The 23,221-nt window shown below is 68.9% G+C and carries 26 protein-coding genes; 13 read left to right on the forward strand and 13 right to left on the reverse strand.

The window, feature by feature from the left end:
* Nucleotides 1-7 precede the first annotated feature (7 nt).
* The gene (locus ASG12_RS19340) at nucleotides 8-472 is read right to left on the reverse strand and encodes a DUF2599 domain-containing protein (RefSeq protein ID WP_055793218.1); all 465 of its coding nucleotides are present in this window, start codon (nucleotides 470-472) and stop codon (nucleotides 8-10) included.
* 53 nt (nucleotides 473-525) lie between these two features.
* On the opposite strand from ASG12_RS19340, the gene ASG12_RS19345 reads away from it, so the two are divergent.
* Nucleotides 526-1,335 (forward strand): alpha/beta fold hydrolase, encoded by an 810-nt coding sequence (locus tag ASG12_RS19345; protein ID WP_055793221.1) that lies wholly within the window; start codon nucleotides 526-528, stop codon nucleotides 1,333-1,335.
* On the opposite strand, the gene ASG12_RS19350 is transcribed toward ASG12_RS19345, so the two are convergent.
* Nucleotides 1,294-2,808 (reverse strand): carboxylesterase/lipase family protein, encoded by a 1,515-nt coding sequence (locus ASG12_RS19350; protein WP_327197966.1) that lies wholly within the window; start codon nucleotides 2,806-2,808, stop codon nucleotides 1,294-1,296. The genes ASG12_RS19345 and ASG12_RS19350 overlap by 42 nt on opposite strands.
* Before the next feature lie 50 nt (nucleotides 2,809-2,858).
* On the opposite strand from ASG12_RS19350, the gene ASG12_RS19355 reads away from it, so the two are divergent.
* The 5 genes from ASG12_RS19355 to ASG12_RS19375 all read left to right on the forward strand — a co-directional run bounded on the left by ASG12_RS19355 (nucleotide 2,859) and on the right by ASG12_RS19375 (nucleotide 7,900).
* On the forward strand, nucleotides 2,859-3,629 hold the full coding sequence (locus tag ASG12_RS19355; protein WP_055793226.1) for a LamB/YcsF family protein: 771 nt from the start codon (nucleotides 2,859-2,861) through the stop codon (nucleotides 3,627-3,629).
* Entirely contained in the window at nucleotides 3,629-5,182 is a 1,554-nt protein-coding gene (locus tag ASG12_RS19360) for an AMP-binding protein (protein ID WP_055793229.1), read from the forward strand. Before ASG12_RS19355 ends, ASG12_RS19360 begins: the two co-directional genes overlap by 1 nt.
* Nucleotides 5,179-5,880: a class I SAM-dependent DNA methyltransferase gene (locus ASG12_RS19365; protein ID WP_055793232.1), complete on the forward strand. Its 702-nt coding sequence runs from the start codon at nucleotides 5,179-5,181 to the stop codon at nucleotides 5,878-5,880. Before ASG12_RS19360 ends, ASG12_RS19365 begins: the two co-directional genes overlap by 4 nt.
* 84 nt (nucleotides 5,881-5,964) lie before the next feature.
* Nucleotides 5,965-7,290 (forward strand): HNH endonuclease, encoded by a 1,326-nt coding sequence (locus tag ASG12_RS19370; protein WP_235457598.1) that lies wholly within the window; start codon nucleotides 5,965-5,967, stop codon nucleotides 7,288-7,290.
* A 28-nt stretch (nucleotides 7,291-7,318) separates the two neighbouring features.
* Nucleotides 7,319-7,900 (forward strand): dihydrofolate reductase family protein, encoded by a 582-nt coding sequence (locus ASG12_RS19375; protein ID WP_055793233.1) that lies wholly within the window; start codon nucleotides 7,319-7,321, stop codon nucleotides 7,898-7,900.
* Here the strand turns inward: ASG12_RS19375 and ASG12_RS19380 are convergent.
* Nucleotides 7,821-9,074, reverse strand: coding sequence for an MFS transporter (locus ASG12_RS19380; RefSeq protein ID WP_235457608.1), 1,254 nt, complete (start codon nucleotides 9,072-9,074; stop codon nucleotides 7,821-7,823). The genes ASG12_RS19375 and ASG12_RS19380 overlap by 80 nt on opposite strands.
* 45 nt (nucleotides 9,075-9,119) lie before the next feature.
* Here ASG12_RS19380 and ASG12_RS19385 point away from each other — a divergent pair, with 45 nt between their 5' ends.
* Complete coding sequence (locus ASG12_RS19385) at nucleotides 9,120-9,695, forward strand: TetR/AcrR family transcriptional regulator (RefSeq protein ID WP_055793236.1); 576 nt, start codon at nucleotides 9,120-9,122, stop codon at nucleotides 9,693-9,695.
* On the opposite strand, the gene rlmB is transcribed toward ASG12_RS19385, so the two are convergent.
* Genes rlmB through ASG12_RS19410 form a run of 5 tightly spaced genes read right to left on the reverse strand, consistent with a single transcriptional unit; the run spans nucleotide 9,692 to nucleotide 13,725 of the window.
* Nucleotides 9,692-10,663 carry a 23S rRNA (guanosine(2251)-2'-O)-methyltransferase RlmB gene (gene rlmB / locus ASG12_RS19390; RefSeq protein ID WP_055793239.1) on the reverse strand — a complete coding sequence of 324 codons (972 nt, stop codon included), beginning with the start codon at nucleotides 10,661-10,663 and terminating at the stop codon, nucleotides 9,692-9,694. The two genes, ASG12_RS19385 and rlmB, sit on opposite strands and share 4 nt — an antisense overlap.
* Entirely contained in the window at nucleotides 10,663-12,054 is a 1,392-nt protein-coding gene (cysS, locus tag ASG12_RS19395; protein WP_055793242.1) for a cysteine--tRNA ligase, read from the reverse strand. The genes rlmB and cysS overlap by 1 nt, the downstream gene beginning before the upstream one ends.
* Nucleotides 12,055-12,069: 15 nt before the next feature.
* Nucleotides 12,070-12,537 (reverse strand): 2-C-methyl-D-erythritol 2,4-cyclodiphosphate synthase, encoded by a 468-nt coding sequence (ispF, locus tag ASG12_RS19400; protein ID WP_055793245.1) that lies wholly within the window; start codon nucleotides 12,535-12,537, stop codon nucleotides 12,070-12,072.
* Complete coding sequence (ispD, locus tag ASG12_RS19405; protein WP_055793248.1) at nucleotides 12,538-13,218, reverse strand: 2-C-methyl-D-erythritol 4-phosphate cytidylyltransferase; 681 nt, start codon at nucleotides 13,216-13,218, stop codon at nucleotides 12,538-12,540.
* An 18-nt stretch (nucleotides 13,219-13,236) separates the two neighbouring features.
* Nucleotides 13,237-13,725 carry a CarD family transcriptional regulator gene (locus ASG12_RS19410; protein WP_045821876.1) on the reverse strand — a complete coding sequence of 163 codons (489 nt, stop codon included), beginning with the start codon at nucleotides 13,723-13,725 and terminating at the stop codon, nucleotides 13,237-13,239.
* 246 nt (nucleotides 13,726-13,971) lie between these two features.
* Between ASG12_RS19410 and ASG12_RS19415 the strand changes: the two genes are divergently transcribed.
* Together ASG12_RS19415 and radA are read left to right on the forward strand one after the other, a co-directional pair.
* Nucleotides 13,972-14,652 carry a hypothetical protein gene (locus tag ASG12_RS19415; RefSeq protein WP_156378193.1) on the forward strand — a complete coding sequence of 227 codons (681 nt, stop codon included), beginning with the start codon at nucleotides 13,972-13,974 and terminating at the stop codon, nucleotides 14,650-14,652.
* A gap of 56 nt (nucleotides 14,653-14,708) precedes the next feature.
* Entirely contained in the window at nucleotides 14,709-16,085 is a 1,377-nt protein-coding gene (gene radA, locus ASG12_RS19420; protein WP_055793252.1) for a DNA repair protein RadA, read from the forward strand.
* On the opposite strand, the gene ASG12_RS19425 is transcribed toward radA, so the two are convergent.
* Nucleotides 16,073-16,603: a PaaI family thioesterase gene (locus tag ASG12_RS19425; protein ID WP_055793255.1), complete on the reverse strand. Its 531-nt coding sequence runs from the start codon at nucleotides 16,601-16,603 to the stop codon at nucleotides 16,073-16,075. The genes radA and ASG12_RS19425 overlap by 13 nt on opposite strands.
* Nucleotides 16,604-16,653: 50 nt before the next feature.
* Here ASG12_RS19425 and disA point away from each other — a divergent pair, with 50 nt between their 5' ends.
* Nucleotides 16,654-17,736, forward strand: coding sequence for a DNA integrity scanning diadenylate cyclase DisA (disA, locus tag ASG12_RS19430; protein WP_045821872.1), 1,083 nt, complete (start codon nucleotides 16,654-16,656; stop codon nucleotides 17,734-17,736).
* An 8-nt stretch (nucleotides 17,737-17,744) separates the two neighbouring features.
* On the opposite strand, the gene ASG12_RS19435 is transcribed toward disA, so the two are convergent.
* Nucleotides 17,745-18,506, reverse strand: a complete 762-nt coding sequence (locus ASG12_RS19435) for a hypothetical protein (protein ID WP_055793258.1) — start codon at nucleotides 18,504-18,506, stop codon at nucleotides 17,745-17,747.
* A gap of 71 nt (nucleotides 18,507-18,577) precedes the next feature.
* A complete protein-coding gene (locus ASG12_RS19440; protein ID WP_055793261.1) occupies nucleotides 18,578-19,228 on the reverse strand; it encodes a carbonic anhydrase in 651 nt (216 codons plus the stop codon).
* Here ASG12_RS19440 and ASG12_RS19445 point away from each other — a divergent pair.
* Nucleotides 19,227-20,114 carry an A/G-specific adenine glycosylase gene (locus tag ASG12_RS19445; protein WP_055793263.1) on the forward strand — a complete coding sequence of 296 codons (888 nt, stop codon included), beginning with the start codon at nucleotides 19,227-19,229 and terminating at the stop codon, nucleotides 20,112-20,114. The genes ASG12_RS19440 and ASG12_RS19445 overlap by 2 nt on opposite strands.
* A 21-nt stretch (nucleotides 20,115-20,135) precedes the next feature.
* Here ASG12_RS19445 and ASG12_RS19450 read toward each other — a convergent pair whose 3' ends face one another.
* Nucleotides 20,136-20,960, reverse strand: coding sequence for an alpha/beta fold hydrolase (locus ASG12_RS19450; protein ID WP_082502170.1), 825 nt, complete (start codon nucleotides 20,958-20,960; stop codon nucleotides 20,136-20,138).
* On the opposite strand from ASG12_RS19450, the gene mhuD reads away from it, so the two are divergent.
* Nucleotides 20,959-21,264 carry a mycobilin-forming heme oxygenase MhuD gene (gene mhuD, locus ASG12_RS19455; protein ID WP_055793265.1) on the forward strand — a complete coding sequence of 102 codons (306 nt, stop codon included), beginning with the start codon at nucleotides 20,959-20,961 and terminating at the stop codon, nucleotides 21,262-21,264. The two genes, ASG12_RS19450 and mhuD, sit on opposite strands and share 2 nt — an antisense overlap.
* Nucleotides 21,265-21,463: 199 nt before the next feature.
* On the opposite strand, the gene ASG12_RS19460 is transcribed toward mhuD, so the two are convergent.
* On the reverse strand, nucleotides 21,464-21,673 hold the full coding sequence (locus ASG12_RS19460; protein WP_055793267.1) for a hypothetical protein: 210 nt from the start codon (nucleotides 21,671-21,673) through the stop codon (nucleotides 21,464-21,466).
* A gap of 164 nt (nucleotides 21,674-21,837) precedes the next feature.
* On the opposite strand from ASG12_RS19460, the gene ASG12_RS19465 reads away from it, so the two are divergent.
* A complete protein-coding gene (locus ASG12_RS19465) occupies nucleotides 21,838-23,133 on the forward strand; it encodes an HNH endonuclease (protein ID WP_055793269.1) in 1,296 nt (431 codons plus the stop codon).
* Nucleotides 23,134-23,221: the final 88 nt, after the last annotated feature.

A 23,221-nucleotide genomic window follows, 5' to 3' on the forward strand; every position in this document is an offset into this window, starting at 1 on the left:
GTAGCGTTCACTCCTCGGCGCCACCAGGGTTGCAGCGGTCGTCGATCATCTGTTGGGCGCTGACCACCGGACGCCACGGTTCGAGATTCCAGCTCGGTTTGTCCGGCGCGACGATGCGCGCGAACGTCCAGTGACAGTCGAACTGCGCGCGCATCCCTGGGGTGTCGGCACCGGGATCGTCGGCGAGCACCTCGGCCCAGGCGACGGCGTTGTCGCCCGTGCCCTGCGCCGCCCGTCCCGACGCCGTCGGGTACACCTGCACGCTTGTGCCCGAGGGAAGCCGAACGACCTGCACCCGGGCGATGAAGGGCGGCACCGCCGGGGCCTGCGAGGCGGTGATCACCTCGGGCGTCGTGCTCGGTGGAGGTGTCGACACCGCCGCGTCGGTGCCACTGTCGGTCGAGCATGCCGACGCCGCCATCGCGGCGCCGAGGACCAGGACGCAGGCGGCGCGGTGGCGTCGAGTTGACATCGATTGAGCCTCGTTTCGGTGATCGCGGCACCGCCTCTGCGAGCATGGGGCGCATGTCCAGCCTGTCCGGTGCCGACGATACGCACACACTGCGACCGGTCGATGGGGGCGAATACATCGACGTCGCCGGTCATCCCGTGTGGCACTTCGTCGACGGCGAGGGCTCCCCTGTCGTGCTGCTGCACGGCGCGTTCGCCGGGGCGTCGTCGTTCGGCGCCCAGATCCCCGAGATCCTCAAGGCCGGGTGGAAGGTCTACGCACCCGAGCGGTGCGGGCACGCCCACTCCCCCGACACCGACGCCGCCTTCAGCTATTCGACGATGGCCGACGAGACGATCGCCTACCTCGAGGCCGCGATCGGCCGCCCGGCACACCTGGTGGGGTGGAGCGACGGTGCCGTGGTGGCCCTGCTGGTCGCCCGGCGCCGCCCCGACCTCGTCGACCGGATGGTCCTCGTCGGGCAGTACTTCAACAGTTCCGGACGTGTCGCCGACGGCATCACCGACGGACTCCTCGCCGACAGTTCCGCGATGACTTTCCTGCGCGCCGAATACGATTCGGTGTCGCCGGATGGTCCGGAACACTTCGAGACCGTCTACCGCAAGACCATCGACATGATCGCCGCAGAGCCCGAGATCGATCTCGCATCACTCGCGTCGGTCACCACACCCACCCTGGTGGCCCAGGGTGACCGCGACGAGGTGACCGTCGCGCACAGCGTCGACGTGGTGGCCGCGCTCCCCGCGGGACGCCTTGCGGTCCTGCCCGGCACGCATCTGTTGCCGTTGGAATCGCCCGACGTGTTCAACCCGCTGATGCTGTCATTCCTGGCCGGGGATCCCCCCGCCCAATGGGACCTCTGAGAACTCGCGGTAGCGGCTCCACGCCTCACGGCGCTGCGCGTGCGGATCCAGTTCGATGCGACTCGGATCGTCGATGACCTTCACCGCACGCGTGGTGGTCTCGTAGCGACGCCATCCTGATCGGGGTGCACCGGTGGCCGCGAACGACGCCCAGTCCGACTGCATCTCGGCGGTCACCCGGCGCGCCGAGCGGCGGTCTCCGGCGAACGTCAGCAAACCGCCGACACGGGAGGTGAACAAGCCGAACACCGCGAACAGTTCGATGCCGTGGGTGGCACCGAATCCGCTGATGTCGAGCAATCGGGTGGAGTAGTCGAACCGATACATGTAGGTGGGCGCGTGGGCACTGTGCCCGTCGGCGATCGCGACCGACGGCGCCCAGAAGATCATGTCCGCCATGATCTGTCGGCAGGCCTCGGGTTCGGGGTAGTCCGGGTAGGAGTCGAGGATCGCAGCGCGTGCATCAGGATCGGCGCCGGCGAGCACCCGCTCGAGTGCCGAGGGCGAGGTGGGCAGCACCGGGAACACCTTGGCGAACAGGTTCGCCTCGGCCAGGTTGCTGCCGAGCAACAGCGGCACCGCGTGGGTCTCGCCGCGATCGGCGGCCTCGATCGGGTCGATCGGCAGCAGCTCGCCGTCGACGGTCGGGCCGAAAGGCAGTGCACCGGGGATCATCCTCGAGACGCGACGCGACAGCTCGTCACCCGCGCGGCCCAGTTCGGCGGGGGTCGAGGTGTGCAGGGCCGCCACCGGGTCGTCGTGGGTCTCGCCGAGGATGTCGACGAACGTCGACGCGAACTGGGTCGCCCACTCGGTCTTCAACGTCAGCGCAGGAGCCGAACTCTCGGCGATCGCCTTGTGGAACAGGCCTGCCGCGGAGGGGACGGCGAGCAGGGTGGTGATGGCGTTGCCCCCGGCACTCTCACCGAAGATGGTCACGTTGCCGGGATCGCCGCCGAACCCCGCGATGTTCCGCTGCACCCACTGCAGTGCGGCGATCTGGTCCCGAAGCCCGAGGTTGCTGTCGAAAGTGCGGGTGTCCGAGGAGTATTGGCTGAGATCGAGGTAGCCGAGGGTGCCCAGCCGGTAGTTGATCGACACGTAGACGACGCCGCCCGCGCGGACCAGGGAGTCGCCACGGTAGGTGAGCGACGAACCCAGGATGTAGGCACCGCCGTGGATGAACACCATCACCGGCAGCGGCCCGGACCGCTTCGCCGGCGCGAGCACGTTGAGGGTCAGGCAGTCCTCGCTGACCGGCTGGTGCTTGTTGATGCCGATCGTCGTGTACCGACGCGCCTGCGGGGCGGCGTTGCGGAAGCTGTGTGCGAGTCGGACACCCTCCCACGGCGTGGCCGGCTCGGGCGCGCGGAACCGCCGATCACCCATCGGGGGCGCGGCGTAGGGGATGCCGCGCCAGCTGTGCAGACCGTCGTGATCGACACCCTCGACGACGCCGTCGGTGGTGGTCACGCGTGTATCGGAGTGGGACATCCCACGACATTAATCGCTACCCTCGGCTGATGACATCGTCGGACACCCGTGTCGATCTCAACGCCGATCTCGGCGAGGGGTACGGGGTGTGGCGTCTCGGCGACGACTCCGCGATGCTCGAGGTGGTCACGAGCGCCAACATCGCCTGCGGGTTCCACGCCGGGGACCCCACCTCGTTGCGGGAGACTTGTGCCGCGGCGGTCTCGGCCGGGGTCTCGATCGGAGCGCAGGTGTCCTACCCCGACCGCGTCGGTTTCGGGCGCCGCTTCCTCGACATCGCCCCCGGGGATCTCACCGCCGACGTGATCTACCAGATCGGCGCCCTCGACGGCATCGCGCGCTCGGTCGGCGGCGCGGTCTCCTACGTCAAACCGCATGGGGCGCTGTATAACAGCATCGTCTCCCATCGGGCGCAGGCGCAGGCGGTGGTCGATGCCGTCGTCGCGCTGGACCGCGATCTGCCGCTGTACGGGCTGCCCGGATCGGTGTCCGCGCGCCAGGCGGAGGCCGCGGGGCTCGCCACCGTCGCCGAGGCCTTCGCCGACCGCGCCTACCGCCCGGACGGCTCGCTGGTCCCGCGATCCGAGCCGGGGTCGGTCATCACCGACACCGCCACGATCTGCGCCCGGGCGTTGCGGATGGTCGTCGGCCACGAGATCGTCGCCGACGACGGCACGGTCGTGGCGGTCGTACCGTCGACGCTGTGTCTGCACGGTGACACCCCCGGCGCGGTCGAGCACGCGCGAGCGGTCGCCGCAACCCTGCGTGAGCAGGGTGTCACCGTCGCTAGAGTGACGTGATGGCCGGTCTCGACACACCCCTGACCCCACTACGGTTCCTCGAGCGTGCCGCCGAGGTGCACCCCGACGCGATCGGGATCGTCGACGGTGACCGCCGGATGACCAACCGCGAGTTCGCCGATGCGGCGCAGTCGCTCGCCGCGGCGGTGCGTGCCTCGGGTGTCGCTGCCGGCGAACGGGTGGCGTTCCTCGCCACCAATCGCGCCGAGCTGCTGATCGCCCACTTCGGTGTGCCCCTCGCGGGCGCGGTCCTCGTCGCCGTGAACACCCGCCTGTCGCCCGACGAGATCGCCTACATCTGCGAGCACTCGGGCGCGAAGATCCTCATCGGCGAATCCGACCTGCTCGCACCGCTCGCGGATCTGTCCGTCGACGAGGTGATCGACCTCGATTCGGGGTACGACGCGTTCCTGGCCCGCGGTGACGGAGCAGCGCTGCCGTGGGAGGTGGACGACGAGACCGCCACGATCACCATCAACTACACCTCCGGGACCACAGGCCGTCCGAAGGGCGTGATGTACACCCACCGCGGCGCCTATCTGAACGCACTGGCCGAGGTGGTGCATCAGGGCTTCGAGCACGCGAGTCGCTACCTGTGGACGTTGCCGATGTTCCACTGCAATGGCTGGTGCACCACGTGGGCGGTGACCGCGGTGGCCGGTCGGCACGTCTGTCTGCGCGCTGTGCGCGGCGACGACATCTGGCGGCTCATCGACACCGAGGGCGTCGACCACATGTGTGGTGCGCCCACCGTTCTGTCGACTCTGGCGACCGCACCCGAAGCCCATCAGCTCGAGGGACCGCTGACCGTCGTGACCGCCGGGGCACCGCCCTCGCCGACCGTGGTGGGCCAGATCCGTTCCCTCGGTGCCACTCTCGTGCACGTCTACGGACTCACCGAGACCTACGGTCCGTACTCGATCTGTGAGCCGCAGGATTCGTGGGCCGACCTCGACTCCGACGAGCTCAACGTCGTGATGTCACGGCAGGGCGTGGGGATGGTGACCGCCGATCGTCTGCGCGTGGTGCGCCCCGACGCCGCCGACGACGGATCGCTCGTCGATGTCGAGCCCGACGGAGTCGAGATGGGCGAGATCGTGATGCGCGGGAACTGCGTCATGAAGGGCTATTTCGCCGATGACGACGCGACCGCCGAGGCCTTCGCCGGCGGCTGGTTCCACAGCGGGGATCTCGGGGTGATGCGCCCCGACGGCTACGTGAAGTTGCTCGATCGGGCGAAGGATGTCGTCATCTCCGGTGGCGAGAACATCTCCACGATCGAGGTGGAACAGGCCCTCGCCAGTCATCCCGCCGTCGCCGACGTCGTCGTCATCGGTGTCGCCGACGACAAGTGGGGCGAACGCCCGAAGGCGTTCGTGGTCCTGACCGATGGCGCCTCGGTCGAGGCCGCGGAACTCACCGCGCACGTGAAGACACTCCTCGCCTCGTTCAAGGCACCCCGCGACATCGAGTTCACCGACGCCATCCCCCGCACCTCCACCGGCAAGGTCCGCAAGAACGAGCTCCGGGACGCCGAGCGCGCGAGGTCGTGAGGCCGGCCGAGGTCTACGACCTGCTCAATCCGTGGGATGCCTCCGACGAGTTCTATCTGGAGCTGGTCATGGCGTCCCGGATGGTTGTCGACATCGGCTGTGGCACCGGCACTCTGCTGCATCGGGCGCGCACCGGCGGCCATGTCGGACGTCTCGTCGGCGTCGATCCGGATCCCGACATGCTCGCAGTCGCTCGAGCGACATCTGACGATGTGGAGTGGGTCCGGGCCACGGCCGCCGAGGTGGGCGCAGTGGGCGCGGATCTCGTCGTGATGACCGGGCATGCATTCCAGACGCTGGTGACCGACGACGACATCGCCACCTCCCTCCAGGCAATCCGGCGCGCACTCATCCCCGGCGGCCGCTTCGCCTTCGAGACTCGCAACCCGCGAGCCACACCGTGGCTGAGGTGGGACGGCGAAACGCTGGTCAACCATCCGACGGCCGGTGTCATCAGGCTGACTCGACGAGTTCGGGAGGCGACGTCGCGTGTGGTGACCTTCGACGAGACCTTCAGCGGCGCTGGGATTCCTGACGCGATCACGGTGTCGAACACCTTGCGCTTCTGCAGCCGGTCCGAACTCACCTCACTGCTCGGTGACGCGGGATTCGCGATCGCAGAACAGTACGGTGATTGGTCTCGGTCACCGGTCACGGCGTCGTCGCCGGAGATCATCACGATAGCGATCGCTCGGTGAAAGATAGTGCAGTGCAACATTTTCCTTGATCTCAAGGCCTACGTTCGATAGACTCGAACGTAGATTCGATCCGGGAGGATTCCAATGAGCGCAACGACTGACGACGTGGGTGTCGTTGCGGTGCAACAGATGCTGTCCGCACTGAGCGAGATGGCACCCGCCTCCAGCGAGACGGACACCATCGATCAGATCGCCGCACTGGAATCCCTGAAGGCGGCATGTGCTGCAACGCAGGCGAAGCAGACCATCCGTCTCGAGGAACTCCGCGTCGAGGCCGAGTCCGCGGCGGGTGTTCCGGTCGCGAGGCAAGGACGCGGATTGGCCGCCGAAGTCGCACTGGCCCGCAAGGCCTCCGGGTCCGCCGGCGGCCGGTATCTCGGGTTCGCACGCGCGGTGATGCGCGAGATGCCACACACACGAGCGGCGTTGGCCGCAGGTGTCCTCACCGAATGGCGGGCGACGATCCTCGTGCGGGAGACCGCGCACCTCACCCCGCATGATCGCGGAGAGATCGACCGTCGTCTCTGCGCTGACGTGTCGGTGCTCGAGGGTGTCGGTGATCGGGCGTTGGACGCCGAGGTGAAGCGGCTCGCCTACGAACTCGATCCACAGGCTGTAGTCGACCGGCACGCGCATGCGGTGAAGGATCGCCGGGTGTCGACCCGGCCCGCGCCCGATGGGATGGTGCGCCTGTCGGCATTGCTGCCGTTGGTGTCCGGGATCTCGGTGTACGCGGCGCTGAAGAAGCACGCCGACGCCACCGTCGGGGCCGACGACCGCACGCACGCGCAGGTCATGGCCGACGCCCTCGTCGAACGGGTGACCGGTGTCGCGGACGTCGATGCCCTGCCGGTGGCGGTGAATGTCGTGATGTCCGACGAGGTTCTGGTCGGCCACGGTGGTGCAGCCGCCCATGTCACCGGGTACGGCCCGGTCCCCGCCGCCACCGCCCGCGACATGGTGGCCACAAGTCTCGACGCCGACGCCGCCACCACGTTGCGGCGGCTCTACAAGGCTCCGTCGAGTGGAGCGCTGGTGGCGATGGACTCGACCGCGAGACTGTTCCCGACCGGACTCAAACTCTTTCTCGACCTGCGCGACCAGTCGTGCGGCATCCCGTACTGCGATGCACCGATCGCCGAATACGACCACGCCGATCCACACGCACAAGGCGGCGACACCTCAGCCGCCAACGGCGGCGGAATGTGCCTGGCCCACAACCGGGCCAAACAGAACCCCGGCTGGCGGATGACCACCGCCGATCACACCGACACCGCTCGCCATACCGCGACCGTCACCACACCCACCGGGCACAGCCACGTCTCCCGAGCCCCGGCGCCGCCAGGTCACCACGACGAACCCGTCAGCCTCATCGAACGACGACTCCGCGCTCTGCTCGACGCCGCCTGACCTCGACGCCGGCATAATCGACGTCACCATGCGCGAACTCGTCTACTACGTGGCCGTGAGTCTCGACGGCTTCATCGCCGACCCCGACGGTGGATTCGACGCCTTCCCCATCGACGGTGATCACGCGGCGGTCGTGTTCGAGGAGTACGCCGATGCATTACCCATCCACGCGATGACGGCACTCGGGATCGAGCCGCCACGAACACGATTCGACACCGTCATCATGGGGTCGAACACCATGGCACCTGCCCTGGCCATCGGGATCACGAGCCCGTACCCGCACCTGCGGCAGTTCGTCGCCAGCAGACGAGCGCCTGATCACGACCCTGCGATCACCGTGACCGACGATCCCCTCTCCACCGTTCGGGAACTGAAGGCGCACAACGGCCTCGACATCTGGTTGTGCGGCGGCGGTGAACTCGCCGGCGCACTCCTCCCCGAGGTCGACCGTCTCGTCCTGAAACGACAGCCACTCGTCTTCGGCTCCGGTATCCCGCTGTTCGGACGCGCGCCCTACAAGCCACGCGCCTTCACCCGAATCCGAACGCGCCCGTTCGAGTCCGGTGTCGTCGTGGAGGAGTACGCCGCTTCCAGGCCTCGTCACACCTGACGGCGCCCCGTGGAGAGTCCGATCGAACGTCATCTCGCGGCACTGCTCGCTGCCTGACAGCGGCCGGCACAACGGCCGCGGCGCAGAGACTGGCCGCGAGCACGAAGGCCGCCGCGTATCCCAGCGTCCCGACCATCCCACCCAGCGCCGCCGAACCGACCGCCTGTCCCAGTACCAACGCGACGAACAGCAACGCCGTCCCCTGCGCCGCGCCGGCGCGATCGATCCTCGCGCTCCAGGCGATGAGCGATGACGTGGCTGCCGTGAACCCCCAGCCGAAACAGGCACACGCCACGAGCGCTGTCACGATCTGTTCACGGCCCACACCCAGCGCCGCGACCGAGACCACCAGCACCCCGCACGTCACGATCCACGCAGACCTCGGCGCGAGACGGCTCATGGCACCCGACGTCGCGATCACCGTCGTCGCACCGATGCCCAACAGCACCCACGCGCCGACACTGCCCCGCTCTCCGACGACACCCGCATCGACGAGAACACCACGCCCGTACGTCCACACCGCGCTCGACCCGGCCCCCATGAGGACCGCGGCCACCGCGGGTGCTGCATGAGCGCGCAACCATGCCGAGTTCATCCGCGTGGAGACCGTCGCAGGCGCGGACCCCGTTCCGCGATCGGCCGCGAGCAGCGCCACGGCGATCACCGTCGTCACTGCACCGACCACCCACCACGCCGTCCGCCACTCCGGCAGCACGACCAGCGCCAGGACACCGGCACCGACCACCCCAGGCCCCGTTCCCGCATTCACCACCGACTGCGCGCGACCGACGCGACCCACCGCCACCGATCGCCCGACGATCGTGACCAGCGCAGGCGACGCCAGCCCCGCACCGGCCGATCCGACGATCGCGGCCACCGCGAACCAGACGACGTCACCGGCCACCGCCATCCCCCACACGCCGACAACCGCCGACACGGCCGCGGCGGTGACCTGACGTCGCACCCCACGGCCGCCGAGCAGAAGACCCACGAGCGCGGCACCGCAGTAGACCAGCGACGACCCCGACGACACCATCCCGGCCAGGCTCGCCGACAACCCGAGGGCGGCCTGTACGTCGGGCAGGAAGAGCCCGTACGCCAGGCGCACCAGTCCGTACGTCGCGGCGATGAACCCGACGCCCGCGACCACGACCGACGTCTCGGATACACTCACAAACGAAAACGATCGTTTCATATCTGCGAGCCTAGTCTGAGAGGCGTGCCCATGCGCAAGAGCTCCGAGCAGAAACTGCTCGACGCGGTCGACGACCTGCTGTTCACCCGCGGGATCGAATCGACCCCCGTCGACGCCGTGCTCGCCCGCGCCGGCGTCTCGGCAGCAACGCTCTACCGCGGCTTCCGGAGCAAGGAAGCACTCGTCGCGGCGGCACTGGAGCGGCGCCACTCACGGTGGCGGGACGAGTGGGAACGCGCAATCGACGCGGCACCCGACGCGCAGGGGCGCGTACTCGCGGTCTTCGACGCGCTCGAGGCGTTCCGTGGTCGAACCGACAGCGCGCGCTGGTGCGCCTTCCTCGGCGCGGCCGCCGAATACTCCTCGCCCCCCGACGAACTGGCCGAGGCGATCGGCCGCGACACCGACCACTTCCGCACCCGGCTCCACCAACTGATCACCGCCGCCGGGTGCAACGAATCGTCAGAACTGACCGAGGAGATACTCCTCGTGATCAGCGGCGAACTCGCCATGCGCTTGCGGGAGCCGAAGGGATCCGCCGGGACCGGCCGCCGCGTCGCGACCGCGCTGGTTCGCGCGTCGCTACCTGCGGCGCCCTAGACCGCTCGGCGCTGGCGGGCGAAGTCGGCGAGCACGACACCCGCGGCGACCGAGGCGTTGAGGCTCTCGACCGGGCCGGCCATGGGGATCGACAGGATCGAGTCACAGGACTCGCGAACCAGACGCGAGAGGCCCTTGCCCTCCGAGCCGACCACGATCACCGTCGGACCAGTGCCGTCATAGGAATCGAGCTCGGTGTCGCCGTCGGCGTCGAGACCGACGAGCTGTGCACCCTCGGCTGCCCAGTCCTTGAGCGTACGAGTGAGATTGGCGGCCTGCGCCACCGGCAGACGCGCCGCCGCACCGGCACTGGTCCGCCACGCCACCGCGGTCACGCTCGCACTGCGGCGCTGCGGGATCACGACTCCGTGCCCACCGAACGCGGCCACCGAACGGATCACCGCACCGAGGTTGCGGGGATCGGTGATGTTGTCCAGGGCCACCAGCAGCGGCGGGGTGCCACTGTCGACGGCGAGCTGCATGAGATCGGACGGGTGGGTGTAGCGATACGGCGGCACCTGCAGGGCGATGCCCTGATGCAGCCCGTTGGTACTCATGCGGTCGAGCTCGGACTTCTGTGCCTCGAGGATCGCGATCCCCTTGTCGCCGGCCATCTTCACGGCCTCCGACACCCGCTCGTCGGGCGTCCCGCCGATCATCACGTACAGCGCGGTCGCGGGGACCCCGGCGCGCAGACACTCGACGACGGGGTTGCGACCCAACACGTACTCGGGGCCCTCCTCGTCACGACGCTTCGCCGCGGTCGACCGTCCACGACCGGCACCGGTCGCCGACGCGCTCGCGGCCTTCGCCCGCTTGTGCGCCGCGTGGTAGGGCCGGTCCACCGCCTTGGGCGTCGCGCCACGGCCCTCGAGACCACGACGACGGTTGCCGCCGGATCCGGCGACCTGCCCCTTCTTCGTGCCGTCCTTGCGGACCGCACCCTTACGTTTCGAGTTGCCTGCCATCAGTTGCGCCCCTTCAGATTCCACTGGGCGCCGTCGGCGGTGTCGGTCACGTCGACACCGGCCTGGGCCAGTCGGTCGCGCACCGCGTCCGCGGTGGCGTAGTCCTTGTTTGCGCGCGCCGTCGCCCGGCGATCCAGTTCGGCGCGGATCAACACGTCGAGAGCCGAGATGGCCTGCGAGTCGTCGTCGGCGGTGTGCCAGCGCTCGTCGAGAGGATCGACCCCGAGGACACCCATCATCGCGCGCACCGACGACGCGGCCGCCCGCGCGGTGTCGCTGTCACCGGCCTCGAGGGCGGTGTTGCCCGCACGCACGGTGGTGTGGACCACGGCCAGCGCGGCGGGCACCCCGAGATCATCGTCGAGCGCCGCGGCGAAATCTGCGCCCACCTCGCCGACGACAACCGGTCCGAATCGCGAATCGACGCGCTGCACAAAGGATTCGACGCGGCGATAGCCGGCCGCGGCCTCGTTCAGCGCACCCTCGGAGTACTCGAGCATCGACCGGTAGTGCGCACTGCCGAGGTAGTACCGCAGTTCCACCGGACGCACCCGCTGCAGCATCGCCGGGATGGCGACCACGTTGCCCAGCGACTTGCTCATCTTCTCGCCACCCATGGTGACCCAGCCGTTGTGCAGCCAGTACTGCGCGAAACCGTCTCCGGCGCCGTGACTCTGGGCGATCTCGTTCTCGTGGTGCGGGAAGATGAGATCCATCCCGCCACAGTGGATGTCGAACTCGCCACCGAGCAGCGACGTCGCCATGGCCGAGCACTCCAGATGCCATCCGGGGCGACCCGGTCCCCACGGCGTGGGCCACGACGGCTCGCCGGGCTTGGCGGCCTTCCACAACGTGAAGTCGCGGTCGTCTCGTTTGCCGGTGCCCGCGCTCTCACCCTGGTGCACGTCGTCGAGGCGGTGACCCGACAGGGCGCCGTACCCGGGGAGGCTGCGCACATCGAAGTAGACGTTGCCGTCGGAGGCGTAGGCGTGACCGCGGGAGATGAGACGCTCCATGTACTCCACCATCTGCGTGATGAAGCCGGTCGCGCGCGGTTCGGCCGACGGCGGCAGCACACCCAATGCGTCGTACGCCGAGGAGAACGCGCGCTCGTGGGTGGCCGCCCACTCCCACCACGGACGGTCGGCGTCGGCGGCCTTGGTGAGGATCTTGTCGTCGATGTCGGTCACGTTGCGGACGAACAGCACGTCGAGACCGGAGTGCAGCAGCCAGCGCCGCAGGATGTCGAACGCGATGCCGCTGCGGACATGGCCGATGTGCGGGACGCCCTGCACGGTGGCGCCGCAGAGGTACACCGATGCCTGTCCGGCGTGCAGCGGTGCGAAATCACGCACGTCACGCGCGGCGGTGTCGTACAGGCGAAGGGTCACGACGTGCGATCCTACTCAGTCGGCGACGAGCAACAGTGCGGTGGCGACCGCGGCGACACCCTCGCCGCGCCCCGTCAGGCCCAGTCCGTCGGTGGTGGTCGCCGACACCGACACCGGTCCCCCGGCCAGATCCGACAGCAACCGCTGCGCGGCCTCGCGGCGAGGACCGATCTTCGGACGGTTGCCGATCACCTGGACCGCGGCGTTGCCGACGGTGAACCCGGCGTCGGACACGAGCCCGCGCACATGGGTGAGCATGGTGGCGCCGTCGACGCCGTCCCACTCGGGACGGCCGGTGCCGAAGACCGCACCGAGGTCGCCGAGCCCCGCCGCCGAGAGCAGCGCGTCGCACAGGGCGTGTACCCCGACGTCGCCGTCGGAGTGACCCTCGCACCCGTCGTCGTCGGGGAAGTGCAGGCCCACCATCCAGCAGGGTTTACCCGGCTGGACGGGGTGGACGTCGGTACCGATCCCCACGCGCATCTACCGGACTCCTGTCGACTCGAGCAGCATGCGGGCTATCCGCAGATCCCACGCGGTGGTGATCTTGAAGGCCATCAGGTCGCCGGGCACCACGTGGACGGCGTAACCGGCGGCCTCGGCCAGGCCGGCGTCGTCGGTGGCGTCACCGGCCGCGGCGTGAGCGCGCCGCAGCGCCTCGGGACGAAAGCCCTGCGGGGTCTGTACCGCGCGCAGCGGTGTGCGGTCGACGGTGGCGACAACGGTCTCGGCGGCCCCGGACTGCTGTGGATCGACCCGCTTGAGGGTGTCGGTGACCGGGACGGCGGGGACCACGACGTCAGAGCCCTGGGTCACCGCGTCGATCACGCGGGTGAACACCTCGGGTGGGGTGAGGGCGCGGGCGGCGTCGTGGATCAGCACGACATCCGAGGCGGATGGACCGACCTCGGCGAGACAGGCTCGTACGGAATCGCTGCGCACCGACCCGCCGACCACGACGTGGACACGCGGGAGCATCGAACGGGTGGTGTCGAGCAGTGCGGCCGGGACAGCCACGACGACCTCGTCGACACCGGCGGCGAACACACCGTCCACCGATCGCTCGAGGATGGTGCGGCCGCCGAGGTCGACGAACGCCTTGGGCATCCCCGCACCCAAACGGGTACCGGACCCCGCAGCCGGGATCAGCGCGACGGTCGTCACGGGTGGGGGATGAGCGGCCTAGGAGGCCGCTGCGAGAACCTCGTCGAGGATGATGGCGGCCTTGGCGTCGTCGGTGCCCTGGGCGAGCGACAGCTCGTCGACGAGGACGCGACGGGCGCGGGTCAGCATGCGCTTCTCACCCGCGGACAGACCGCGGTCCTGCTCGCGACGCCACAGGTCACGCACGATCTCCGAGACCTTGATGATGTCGCCGGAGATGAGCTTCTCCTGGTTGGCCTTGAAGCGGCGGGCCCAGTTCGTGGGCTCCTCGGTGTGCGGGGCACGCAAGACGTCGAACACCTTGTGCAGACCCTCCGAGCCGACGACGTCGCGGACACCGACGTACTCGAGCTTGGTGGACGGGATCTGGACGGTCATGTCGCCGTCCGCGATCTTCAGGACGACGTACTCGACCTGTTCTCCCTTGATGGTGCGGATGACGATGTCTTCGACCTTCGCGGCACCGTGATGGGGGTATACAACGGTGTCACCGACTTTGAAATTCAATGTTCCAAGCCCCTTTCGATTTGCCCAGTCTAACACGGGGCTGTTTCCTTCATCACACAACAGTGCAGGTCAGCGGCCTACCAGCAGCGATCACCCGTGAAGTGTCGATGATCGGTCCACAGCACACCCGTGGTGGCCGCCGCCAATTCGCCACCCGAACGCGCTCGAAGCGGTCACGGCCACTACGCTCCGTAGTGCAAGATCGGCGCGACCCGTCAGGGTCGACGAGGCAGAAGAGGAAACCCGGTGTCTGTGCTCACTCCCGCGAAGGTCCCCGCTCGCATCCACGGCCATCGCGCAGCGCGCGTCGTGGCGATCGCGGCGCTGGGCGGCGCACTGGCACTCGGGGTCTCGGCCTGTGGCGCCGGCCAGATCGCGCAGACCGCCAACCAGGCCGCGGCCGTCAACGGTTCGTCGGCGACGCTCGGCGACATCGCCCTGCGCGACGTCCACATCGTGTTCCCGAGCCAGGGCACGCAGGCCTTCGCCAACGGCAGCCCGCTCGAGGTCGCGTTCCTCATCTCGAACAACAGCCCGTACAAGGACGACAAACTCGAGTCGATCACGCTGCCCGGCGGCGGGAGCGTCTCGTTCTCCGGCGCCACCGACATCCCGGCCACGAAGTCGCTGCGCGCGGGTCAGCCCTCGCAGCTGCTCGTCGCCGCCGAGTCGTCGGTCACCTCGGCCTCGCCGACCAGCCCGTCCGCCCCGGACAACAACGCGTCGGACCCGAGCGAGACCCGCATCACCGTCACCGTGAGCGGATACGGCAAGCAGATCACCCCCGGCCTCACCGTGCCCATGGAGTTCACGTTCGCCAAGGCCGGCAAGACCACCGTCCGCGTCCCGATCGACGCCGGCTCCGAACTGCAGCGTCGCGCCGACCAGCTGCTCAACCCCGAGCCCGCCGAGGGCGGCGAGGGCTGATCCACTCGGCACTCGCCCCACCCACCCCTGTCACACCCCGCATCTAGGGTTCACGAGTGGCCAAACCCCGCTCGTCGTATCGCTGTCGCTCGTGCGGCCATCAATCGGCCAAGTGGGTCGGCCGCTGCCCGGAGTGCGGCGAGTGGGGCTCGATCGACGAGGTCGCCACCGCAGCGAGCGCGAGCCGTGGATCGACCGCCGTCGCACCATCGTCGCCGGCCCGCCGCATCACCGAGATCGACCCGACCGCGGCCGCGGCGTTCCCCACCGGCATCGGCGAACTCGATCGTGTCCTCGGTGCGGGTGTCGTGCCTGGCTCGGTGGTCCTGCTCGCGGGTGAGCCCGGCGTCGGCAAGTCGACGCTGCTACTCGAGGCCGTGAAGCGCTGGGCCGAACAGGGCAAGCGGTCGCTCTACGTGACCGGCGAGGAATCCGCGGCGCAGGTGCGTCTGCGCGCCGAACGGACCGGCGCTGTCCACCCCGAAGTGTTCCTCGCCGCCGAGTCCGATCTCGACACCGTGCTCGGCCACGCCGAACAGGTCGGGCCGACGCTCATGATCGTCGACTCGGTGCAGACGATGGTCGCGTCGGGGTCCGACGGCGTGAACGGCGGTGTCACGCAGATCCGTTCGGTCACCACGGCACTCACGTCACTCGCCAAGAACACCGGCATCGCGATCGTGCTGGTCGGTCACGTGACCAAGGACGGCGCCGTCGCCGGCCCGCGATCACTGGAACATCTCGTCGACGTCGTGCTGGCGTTCGAGGGCGACAAGCACTCGTCGCTCCGCATGGTCCGCGGCATCAAGAACCGCTTCGGCGCGTCCGACGAGGTGGGCTGCTTCGAGCAGCGCGGCGACGGCATCCACGAGGTCCCCGACCCGTCCGGGCTGTTCCTGCACCACCGCGACTCCGACGTGCCGGGCACCGCCATCACCGTGGCGATGGACGGCAAGCGGCCCATGGTCGGCGAGGTGCAGGCGTTGGTCGCGCCGACGCAGAACGGCTCGCCGCGGCGCGCCGTGAGCGGCCTGGACTCGCAGCGGGTGGCGATGATCCTCGCCGTCCTCGAGGGGCGGATCGCGGTGAAGGTGTCCGACGTGGAGGTCTACGTCGCGACCGTCGGCGGCATGAAGCTGACCGAGCCCGCGGCCGATCTCGCGGTCGCGCTCGCCGTCGGGTCCATCGTCCGCAAGAAGGCCCTGCCCCGATCGACGGTCGCGATCGGCGAGGTCGGTCTGGCCGGCGAGGTCCGACGGGTCTCCGGCGTCGGCCGACGGGTCGCCGAGGCCAAACGGCTGGGGTTCCGACACGCGATCGTGCCGGCGGGCTCACCCGACCTGCCCAAGGGCATCAAGATCACCGAGGTCGCCGACCTGCACGAGGCGGTACGCGCGGCACTCGTGACGAGCGTGGACACCTACACCTTCTGACCGAGATCTCGCGTCGGACCGAAGTGTGCGTGCGGGTCGACGATCACGAACAACCCGTGGGCACCGGCAACGGGTTCCCCGGCCGCGCCGTCGGCACCGAGGACGGTCGCGGTCGCCTCGGCGTAGACCTGGCGGCGTCGGGTCCCGAGCACGCGGGCGTCGAGACGCAGTCGGGTACCGATGGGAACGGGTCGGGCGTAGTCGATGTCGAGGACCACGGTGACCGCGGTGAGGCCCATCAGCATGAGTCCGAGGCCCATCGACTCGTCGAAGACGCTGGCCAGGATGCCGCCGTGGATCACGCCGGGGCCACCCTCGAATCGCGGCTCCACCAGCAGTTCACCGGTCGCGGTGACGCCCTCGCCCGCGGTCATCGACAGGTGAAGACCGTGCGGCGAGCGCGGGCCGCAGCCGTAACACATGGGGTTGTGCGGGGGGATCGTGTCGCCGGGGGCGACGACGTCGCCGCCGCGGCGGGGGGCGTCCAGATCGTCGGGCACGACGAAGGTTGTTCTCACCCGCAGTTAATCTAGTGCACGGTAAACACCCGTAACGAAAGGCTGTCGCGATGGTGGACACGGCGCACGGCGATCTCCTGCGCGCCACGATCGGCCGGGTGGCACCCGGAACCGGTCTGCGCGACGGGCTCGAACGCATCCTGCGCGGACGCACCGGCGCGCTGATCGTGCTGGGGTACGACGAACTCGTCGAACGCATCTGCGACGGCGGTTTCCACCTCGACGTGGAGTTCGCACCCACCCGCCTGCGTGAGCTGTCGAAAATGGATGGGGCGGTGGTCCTCTCGACCGACGGCACCCGAATCCTGCGCGCCAACGTGCAATTGGTGCCCGATCCGTCGATCCCGACCGAGGAGTCGGGCACGCGCCACCGTGCCGCCGAACGCACCGCGATCCAGACCGGGCACCCGGTGATCTCGGTGAGCGCGTCGATGTCGATCGTGAGTGCCTACGTCGACGGCATCCGACACGTGGTGGAGGGGTCCGATCCGATCCTGTCGCGTGCCAACCTCGCGGTGGCGACGTTGCAGCGCTACAAGACCCGACTCGACGAGGTCAGTGCCGCGCTGTCGCGCGCCGAGATCGAGGACTACGTGTCGCTGCGGGAGGCGATGACCGCGGTGCAGCGCATGGAGATGGTGCGTCGGGTGTCGGTGGAGATCGAACAGTACGTGCTCGAACTCGGCGCGAACGGACGCCAGTTGTCGTTGCAGCTCGAGGAACTCGTCGGCGACAACGACTCGATGCGCGAACTCGTGGTGCGCGACTACTACTCGAGCCCGGAGCCCGCGACCATCGAGGAGGTGCGTCAGGCGCTCGAGGCGATCGAGGCCCTCAACGACACAGACCTGCTCGACTCGACGCTGCTGGCCGGGGCATTCGGCTACCCCACCACGCTCGACGCGCAGGACACCACGATGAGTCCGCGCGGCTACCGCCTGCTGGCTCGCATCTCCGGGCTGCAGTTCGCGCACCTCGACCGCCTGGTGCGCAGCTACGGGACGTTGCAGTCGTTGCTCGCGACGAGCGCGTCGGACCTGCAGGCCATCGACGGCATCGGCGAGATCTGGGCCCGACACATCCGAGAAGGACTGTCACGCCTGGCCGAGACGACCATCGAGCGGTTCGACTAGCCCCGGTTCTACTGGCGCGGCGGATCGGCGAAGTTGAACGTGATGGGGGCGCTCAGCTTCTCCCCCAGCGATCCGACCGCCTGGTACGGCCCGGCCGCGGCCACACGACGCGGGGTCTTGCACCCCGGCGTGCTGGTGGTCCCCGACCACACGATGGTGTCCTTGAACTGCTGGGCCGGCTTGAGTAACTGGTTGTTGATCGTGTTGATCGGTGAGCAGTCGGTCGCCGACCAGATGTAGCGGGTGCCGTCGAGACTGCGGACGGTCACGTTCTGCATGTCCTTGCCGACGTCACGGGTGCACTCGGCGAGGCCTGCGTTCGTGATGACGATCGTGAAGACCGGCTTGTCGCCGACGGTGTACGTGGGCTTGTCGGTGTAGAGGACCGCGGAGATGTTCTGGTCGGGGCACAGGCCGCTCGCGGGCACCGCAGTCGGTGCGGCCGACGAGGACGAGGATGCGCCGGGCACCACGCCGGAGGCCGCCGAGCCCGACGCCTGCGTCTGGCCGGGCACACCGTTGCCGCCCGAACCGGATCCGCCCGACCCGCCGGCGATGCTCTCCGAGGCGTCGGCGCTCGAGGGCACCGAGGTGAGCGACGGACTCGAGGAGGCGCTCGCGCTGGTGTTCCGAGGGGACTCGTCGGAACCGCCGGAGGCCCAGATGATCAGACCGATCACGACAATGAGGGCGAGGACGACCACACCGACCGCGAGCGCGCGCCGACGCCAGTAGATCTCGGGTGGCAGCGGGCCCTGCGGTTCCAACACACACCAACGCTAACGGTCGAGTGGTCCGCCCCGTCCGACCCGCGGCGGCGTGTCGTCGCCGCGGGTGCACATCACACCTTCTGCAGGGCGTGATCGCTGTCGGGCTGATCCTCGATCTCGCCCACCGATTCGCGGAGGTGTGCCTTGCCCTCGGCGAGGCTGTAGGTTAGGCCCACGATGCCCAGGGTGCCCGCCTCGATCGCGTCGGCGATGATTTGGCTGCGTTCGGTGAGGAGCTTGGTGGTCTCCTGCACGTGTCGCGCCTCGAACTCGTCGACGCGGGTCAGGCCCTCGGCCTTGCCGGCCAGGACGCTGGGCGTCACCTTCTCGACGATGTCGCGGATGTAGCCGCCGGGGATCTGCGCCTGGTCGACGGCCTTGATCGTGGCGCCGACCGCGCCGCAGCTGTCGTGGCCGAGCACCGCGATCAGCGACACCTTGAGCACGGCGACCGCGAACTCGATCGACCCGAGGACGGCGGAATCGATGGCCTGCCCGGCGGTGCGGACGACGAAGAGATCCCCGAGCCCCTGATCGAACACGATCTCGGCGGCGACGCGGGAGTCCGAACAGCCGAACAGGACGGCCTTCGGGGCCTGCCCGCCGGTGAGCCGGGTCCGGTCGTCGATACCCTGACTGGGATGTTTGGGTTCACCACCGACGAATCGGTCATTGCCTTCGCGCATCTCGCGCCACGCCTGTGCGGGAGTCATGGTTGTCATGGCTGACATTGTGCCGAATTCGGACGTGACGCGCCGCCTGCTGTCGTGGTTCGACGACCACGAGCGCGATTTGCCCTGGCGCGCAGAGGGAGTCACACCCTGGCAGATCCTCATGAGCGAGATCATGTTGCAGCAGACACCGGTGGCGCGCGTCGCACCGATCTGGCTCGAGTGGGTCGCGCGGTGGCCGGTGCCGTCGGCGATGGCCGCCGCCGGGGTCGGCGAGGTGGTGCGCGCCTGGGGCAAACTCGGCTATCCGCGACGCGCGATGCGCCTGCACGCCTGTGCGACGGTGCTCGCCCAGGAGCACGGCGACGTGGTCCCGTCCGACGTCGGCACCCTCCTCACCCTGCCGGGTATCGGCGACTACACCGCGCGGGCGATCGCGTGTTTCGCCTACGGCCAGTCGGTGCCGGTGGTCGACATCAACGTCCGCCGCGTCATCGCCCGCGCCCTGCACGGCCGCGACGCCGGCAACCCGACCCGGTCGGACATGGACGACGCGGCCGCCCTGCTCCCCCGGGATCGGACAGTCGCGCCGCGCTTCTCGGCGGCGCTGATGGAGCTCGGCGCGCTGGTCTGCACCGCGCGCAACCCACGGTGCGGGGATTGTCCGCTGCCGCACTGTCTCTGGAACGAGATCGGCCGGCCCGCGCTCGACACCCCGCGCAAGGTCCAGAAGTTCGCGGGCACCGACCGTCAGGTCCGCGGCCTCATCCTCGACCAACTCCGCGCCGCCGACGGTCCGGTCGGACGCGACCGCATCGACGCGGTGTGGCTCACCGACATCGGCCAACGCGAACGGGCCCTGGACTCACTGCTCGCCGACGGTCTCATGGAGACCACCTCCGACGGCCGCTTCTGCCTCGCCGGCGAAGGCGGCTGACCCCGACCCGCTGCGGCCCGCTCAGTCGAACATCGACGACAGGAACGCCTCGACCGCGCCGCGGTACATCCCCGGTCGGTCGTCGTGGGCGAGGTGCCCGGCTGCCGGGATCACGAGATGGTGTGCACACGAGTTCATCTCGGCCATCGTCGCCATCTGACCCGGCGGGGTGACCCCGTGTTCGGCCTCGAGCAGAAGGGTAGGCACCTCGACCTGACGCCACTGCGACCAGAAGTCGCGGCCACCCCACTCCTGGGCGATGGCGGCGAAGATCTCGACGTCACCGTGCAGGCGACCGTCGTCGAAGGCCTCGTAGAAGTAGCGGCCGGCGATCGGACCGAACATGTCGTCGGCCGCCGACCGGGAGGCGAACCGCTGCGGCCACGACGCGAACCACGGTGTCCAGTCCGCGGTCGTGCGGCCGCGGAAGTCCGGTGCCATGTCCTCGATCACGAGCGCGGAGACCAGTTCCGGGTACTCCGCGGCAGTGCACCAGGCGTGCAGGCCACCCATCGAGTGGCCGATCAACACCGCCGGTCCACGATCGATCCAGACCAGGGTCTCGGCGACGTCGGCCACGAAACGTTCGGTGGCGATCTCGTCGGCGGCCACGTCGTCGATGTCGAACCCGGCGTCGGCGCCGGTGTGGAAGGCCGCGTCGACGGTGAACACACGCCCGTGTCTGCGCAGCCAGGGGATCTGACGTCGCCAGGTGCGTCCGCGCCCCATGAGCCCGTGCAGCAGGACGATCGTGGGGGCGTCCGCCCCGAGGTCGGAACCGTGGTCCCGCAGGCCCGTCTCCGCCCACCGCTCGTCGGCTGTCACGACCGATACGATAGCGACCATGGCCGTGGTGAAGATCAACGCGATATCAGTGCCCGAGGGTGCCGGACCCGAACTCGAGAAGCGGTTCGCCAACCGAGCACACACCGTCGACGGGACGCCGGGCTTCCTCGGCTTCCAGCTGCTGCGCCCGGTGAAGGGCGAGGACCGCTACTTCGTGGTGACGCAGTGGGAGTCCGACGAGGCGTTCGAGGCATGGTCGGGTGGACCCGCTCGCGCGGCCCACGCCGGCGAGCGCGCGAACCCGGTGTCGAGCGGCGCCGACCTGCTCGAGTTCGAGGTCGTCCTCGACGCCAAGCCGAGCTGACCGTCGTTACGCCCACGTGCCGATGACGAACCCTTGAGGGTGTCGATCGCCGGCGCGTGGCTCCCGCTCGGAACCCGACAAGGACGCAGCCGCCCGGGCTCAGCACCCGAGCGAACTCGGCGAGAGGGGCATGACGATCCTCGGGCGCGGTGTGGATCACACCGGATACCACGCGAGGACTCAGTCGAACGCGTGATCATCACAGGTGGATCCGCGCGATGTCGCCCTGGTCGACGCGACACGTCGGGTGGCGGCTCCGTGAGATGCGCACCACTTCCTCGGACACATCGATCCCACGGACATCCAGGTCGCTCGGAGACTCGAACGAGCTGTCGGGCAGCAGTTTCGCGTACGAGTCGGCGACCACGTCGTAGGCCGCTCCGATCGCCGCGCGTGATGACCCGTCCATGTCGATGACTCAACCAGAAATTCTCGGCGCGCGACGGGAACCGGATCGAGGTTCGGAACGTCCAAGTAGCGGCGACACTGGGATCTGCGAATTCAACTGTCCCCCAACATTTTTCATCTTCAGAGGCCTTGCGCAACCACTCTGACGCATATACGATCGAATGCATGTTCGGGGGAACTCTCACAGAATTCGCGACCTCTCTGGTCGATGACATCGCCACACGCGAGACCGTCGTGGCCGATGTCGACGAGGACATCGTCGACGCCATCCGTGGCGCGTTGTTGCTGCGATCGGTGGTCGATGACGCACTCGCACGACTGGCGGCGCAGGCCGCGCGCGTGGGGACCGCCAAGCGATCGGGAATGTCCGAGCGTGAAGTGTTGTGCCGCAACGGCGCCGCGCCCGCAGCGGCATCGCGATACATCCGCGTCGGTCGCGCGATCGGAGTGGTCGAGGGACTCACCCGCCTCAGTCGCGACGGGTCGCTGTCGTCGGAACACGTCGATGCGATCGTCCGCGGCATCGATCACGTCGCGCGGCGGACGGGCGAACCGATCGGATCAGATCTCATCGACCGGGTCGAACGCAGCCTCACCGCCACGGCGACGGCCGGCGCGAGTCCGGCAGAAGTACTCTCCCGTGCTCGCGCCGCCGCGATCGAGCACACCGCCACCGCGGACCCCGAGGACGAGTCGATCCCGGTCGCCGAGAATCCGGTGCTCAACGACATGGGGTACACCCGAACTGCCGACGGTCGACTCCGCGGCGAATTCGACCTCGACGCCGTGACCGCCGAACGGTTGGTGTCGGCGATCGATGCGGGGTCGAAGCCGCGCCCGGAGCCCGACGGATCGGACGACCCGAGGCCGGCCGCGCTTCGACGCGCCGACGCATTCGCCCAGCTCATCGAGTGCGGGACACGGAACTTCGCGGTGGAGTCCGCGCCCGCGCCACCTCGGTCGGAACTGATCCTCACCATGCCCGTCGGCGTGGCGGATCTCGATTCCGAGAGCACCGCCGCACGGTTGCAGTGGATGGGACCGATCAGCGACTTCGCCGCGAAACTGGCCTCCTGCGACGCCGCGGTGACCGGAATCGGTCACGACCTCGACGGCGCGCCGCTGGACATATCGGCCACGAGGCGACTGTTCACAGGCGCAGTCCGGAAACAGATCGAGTGGCGCGATCAGTCTTGTGTGAAATGCGGAGCGCCCGCGTCGTGGACCGATTGCCACCACATCGTCCACTTCGCCGACGGCGGGCCCACCACCGTCGACAACGGCTGCCTGCTCTGTCGGAGCTGCCACACCGCGGTGCACCACTCCGGCTGGGACGTCGTCATGGGGCACGACCGCCACCCGTGGCTGATCCCACCCGCCTCGATAGATCCATTCCGACGACCCCTACCCGCGTACAACCGGCGAACCCTGCAGCTCGACGACCGGCTCACCGCCGCCTGACATCTCGGCCCGAAAGTGCACTCGGACAACGAGATGCACTCGAACCTTGACAACTTCACAGTGTGACTTCTCGCAGGTGGGTTACTCG

Source organism: Williamsia sp. Leaf354, assembly GCF_001424365.1.
In the GTDB taxonomy this organism is placed as follows: Bacteria; Actinomycetota; Actinomycetes; order Mycobacteriales; family Mycobacteriaceae; genus Williamsia_A.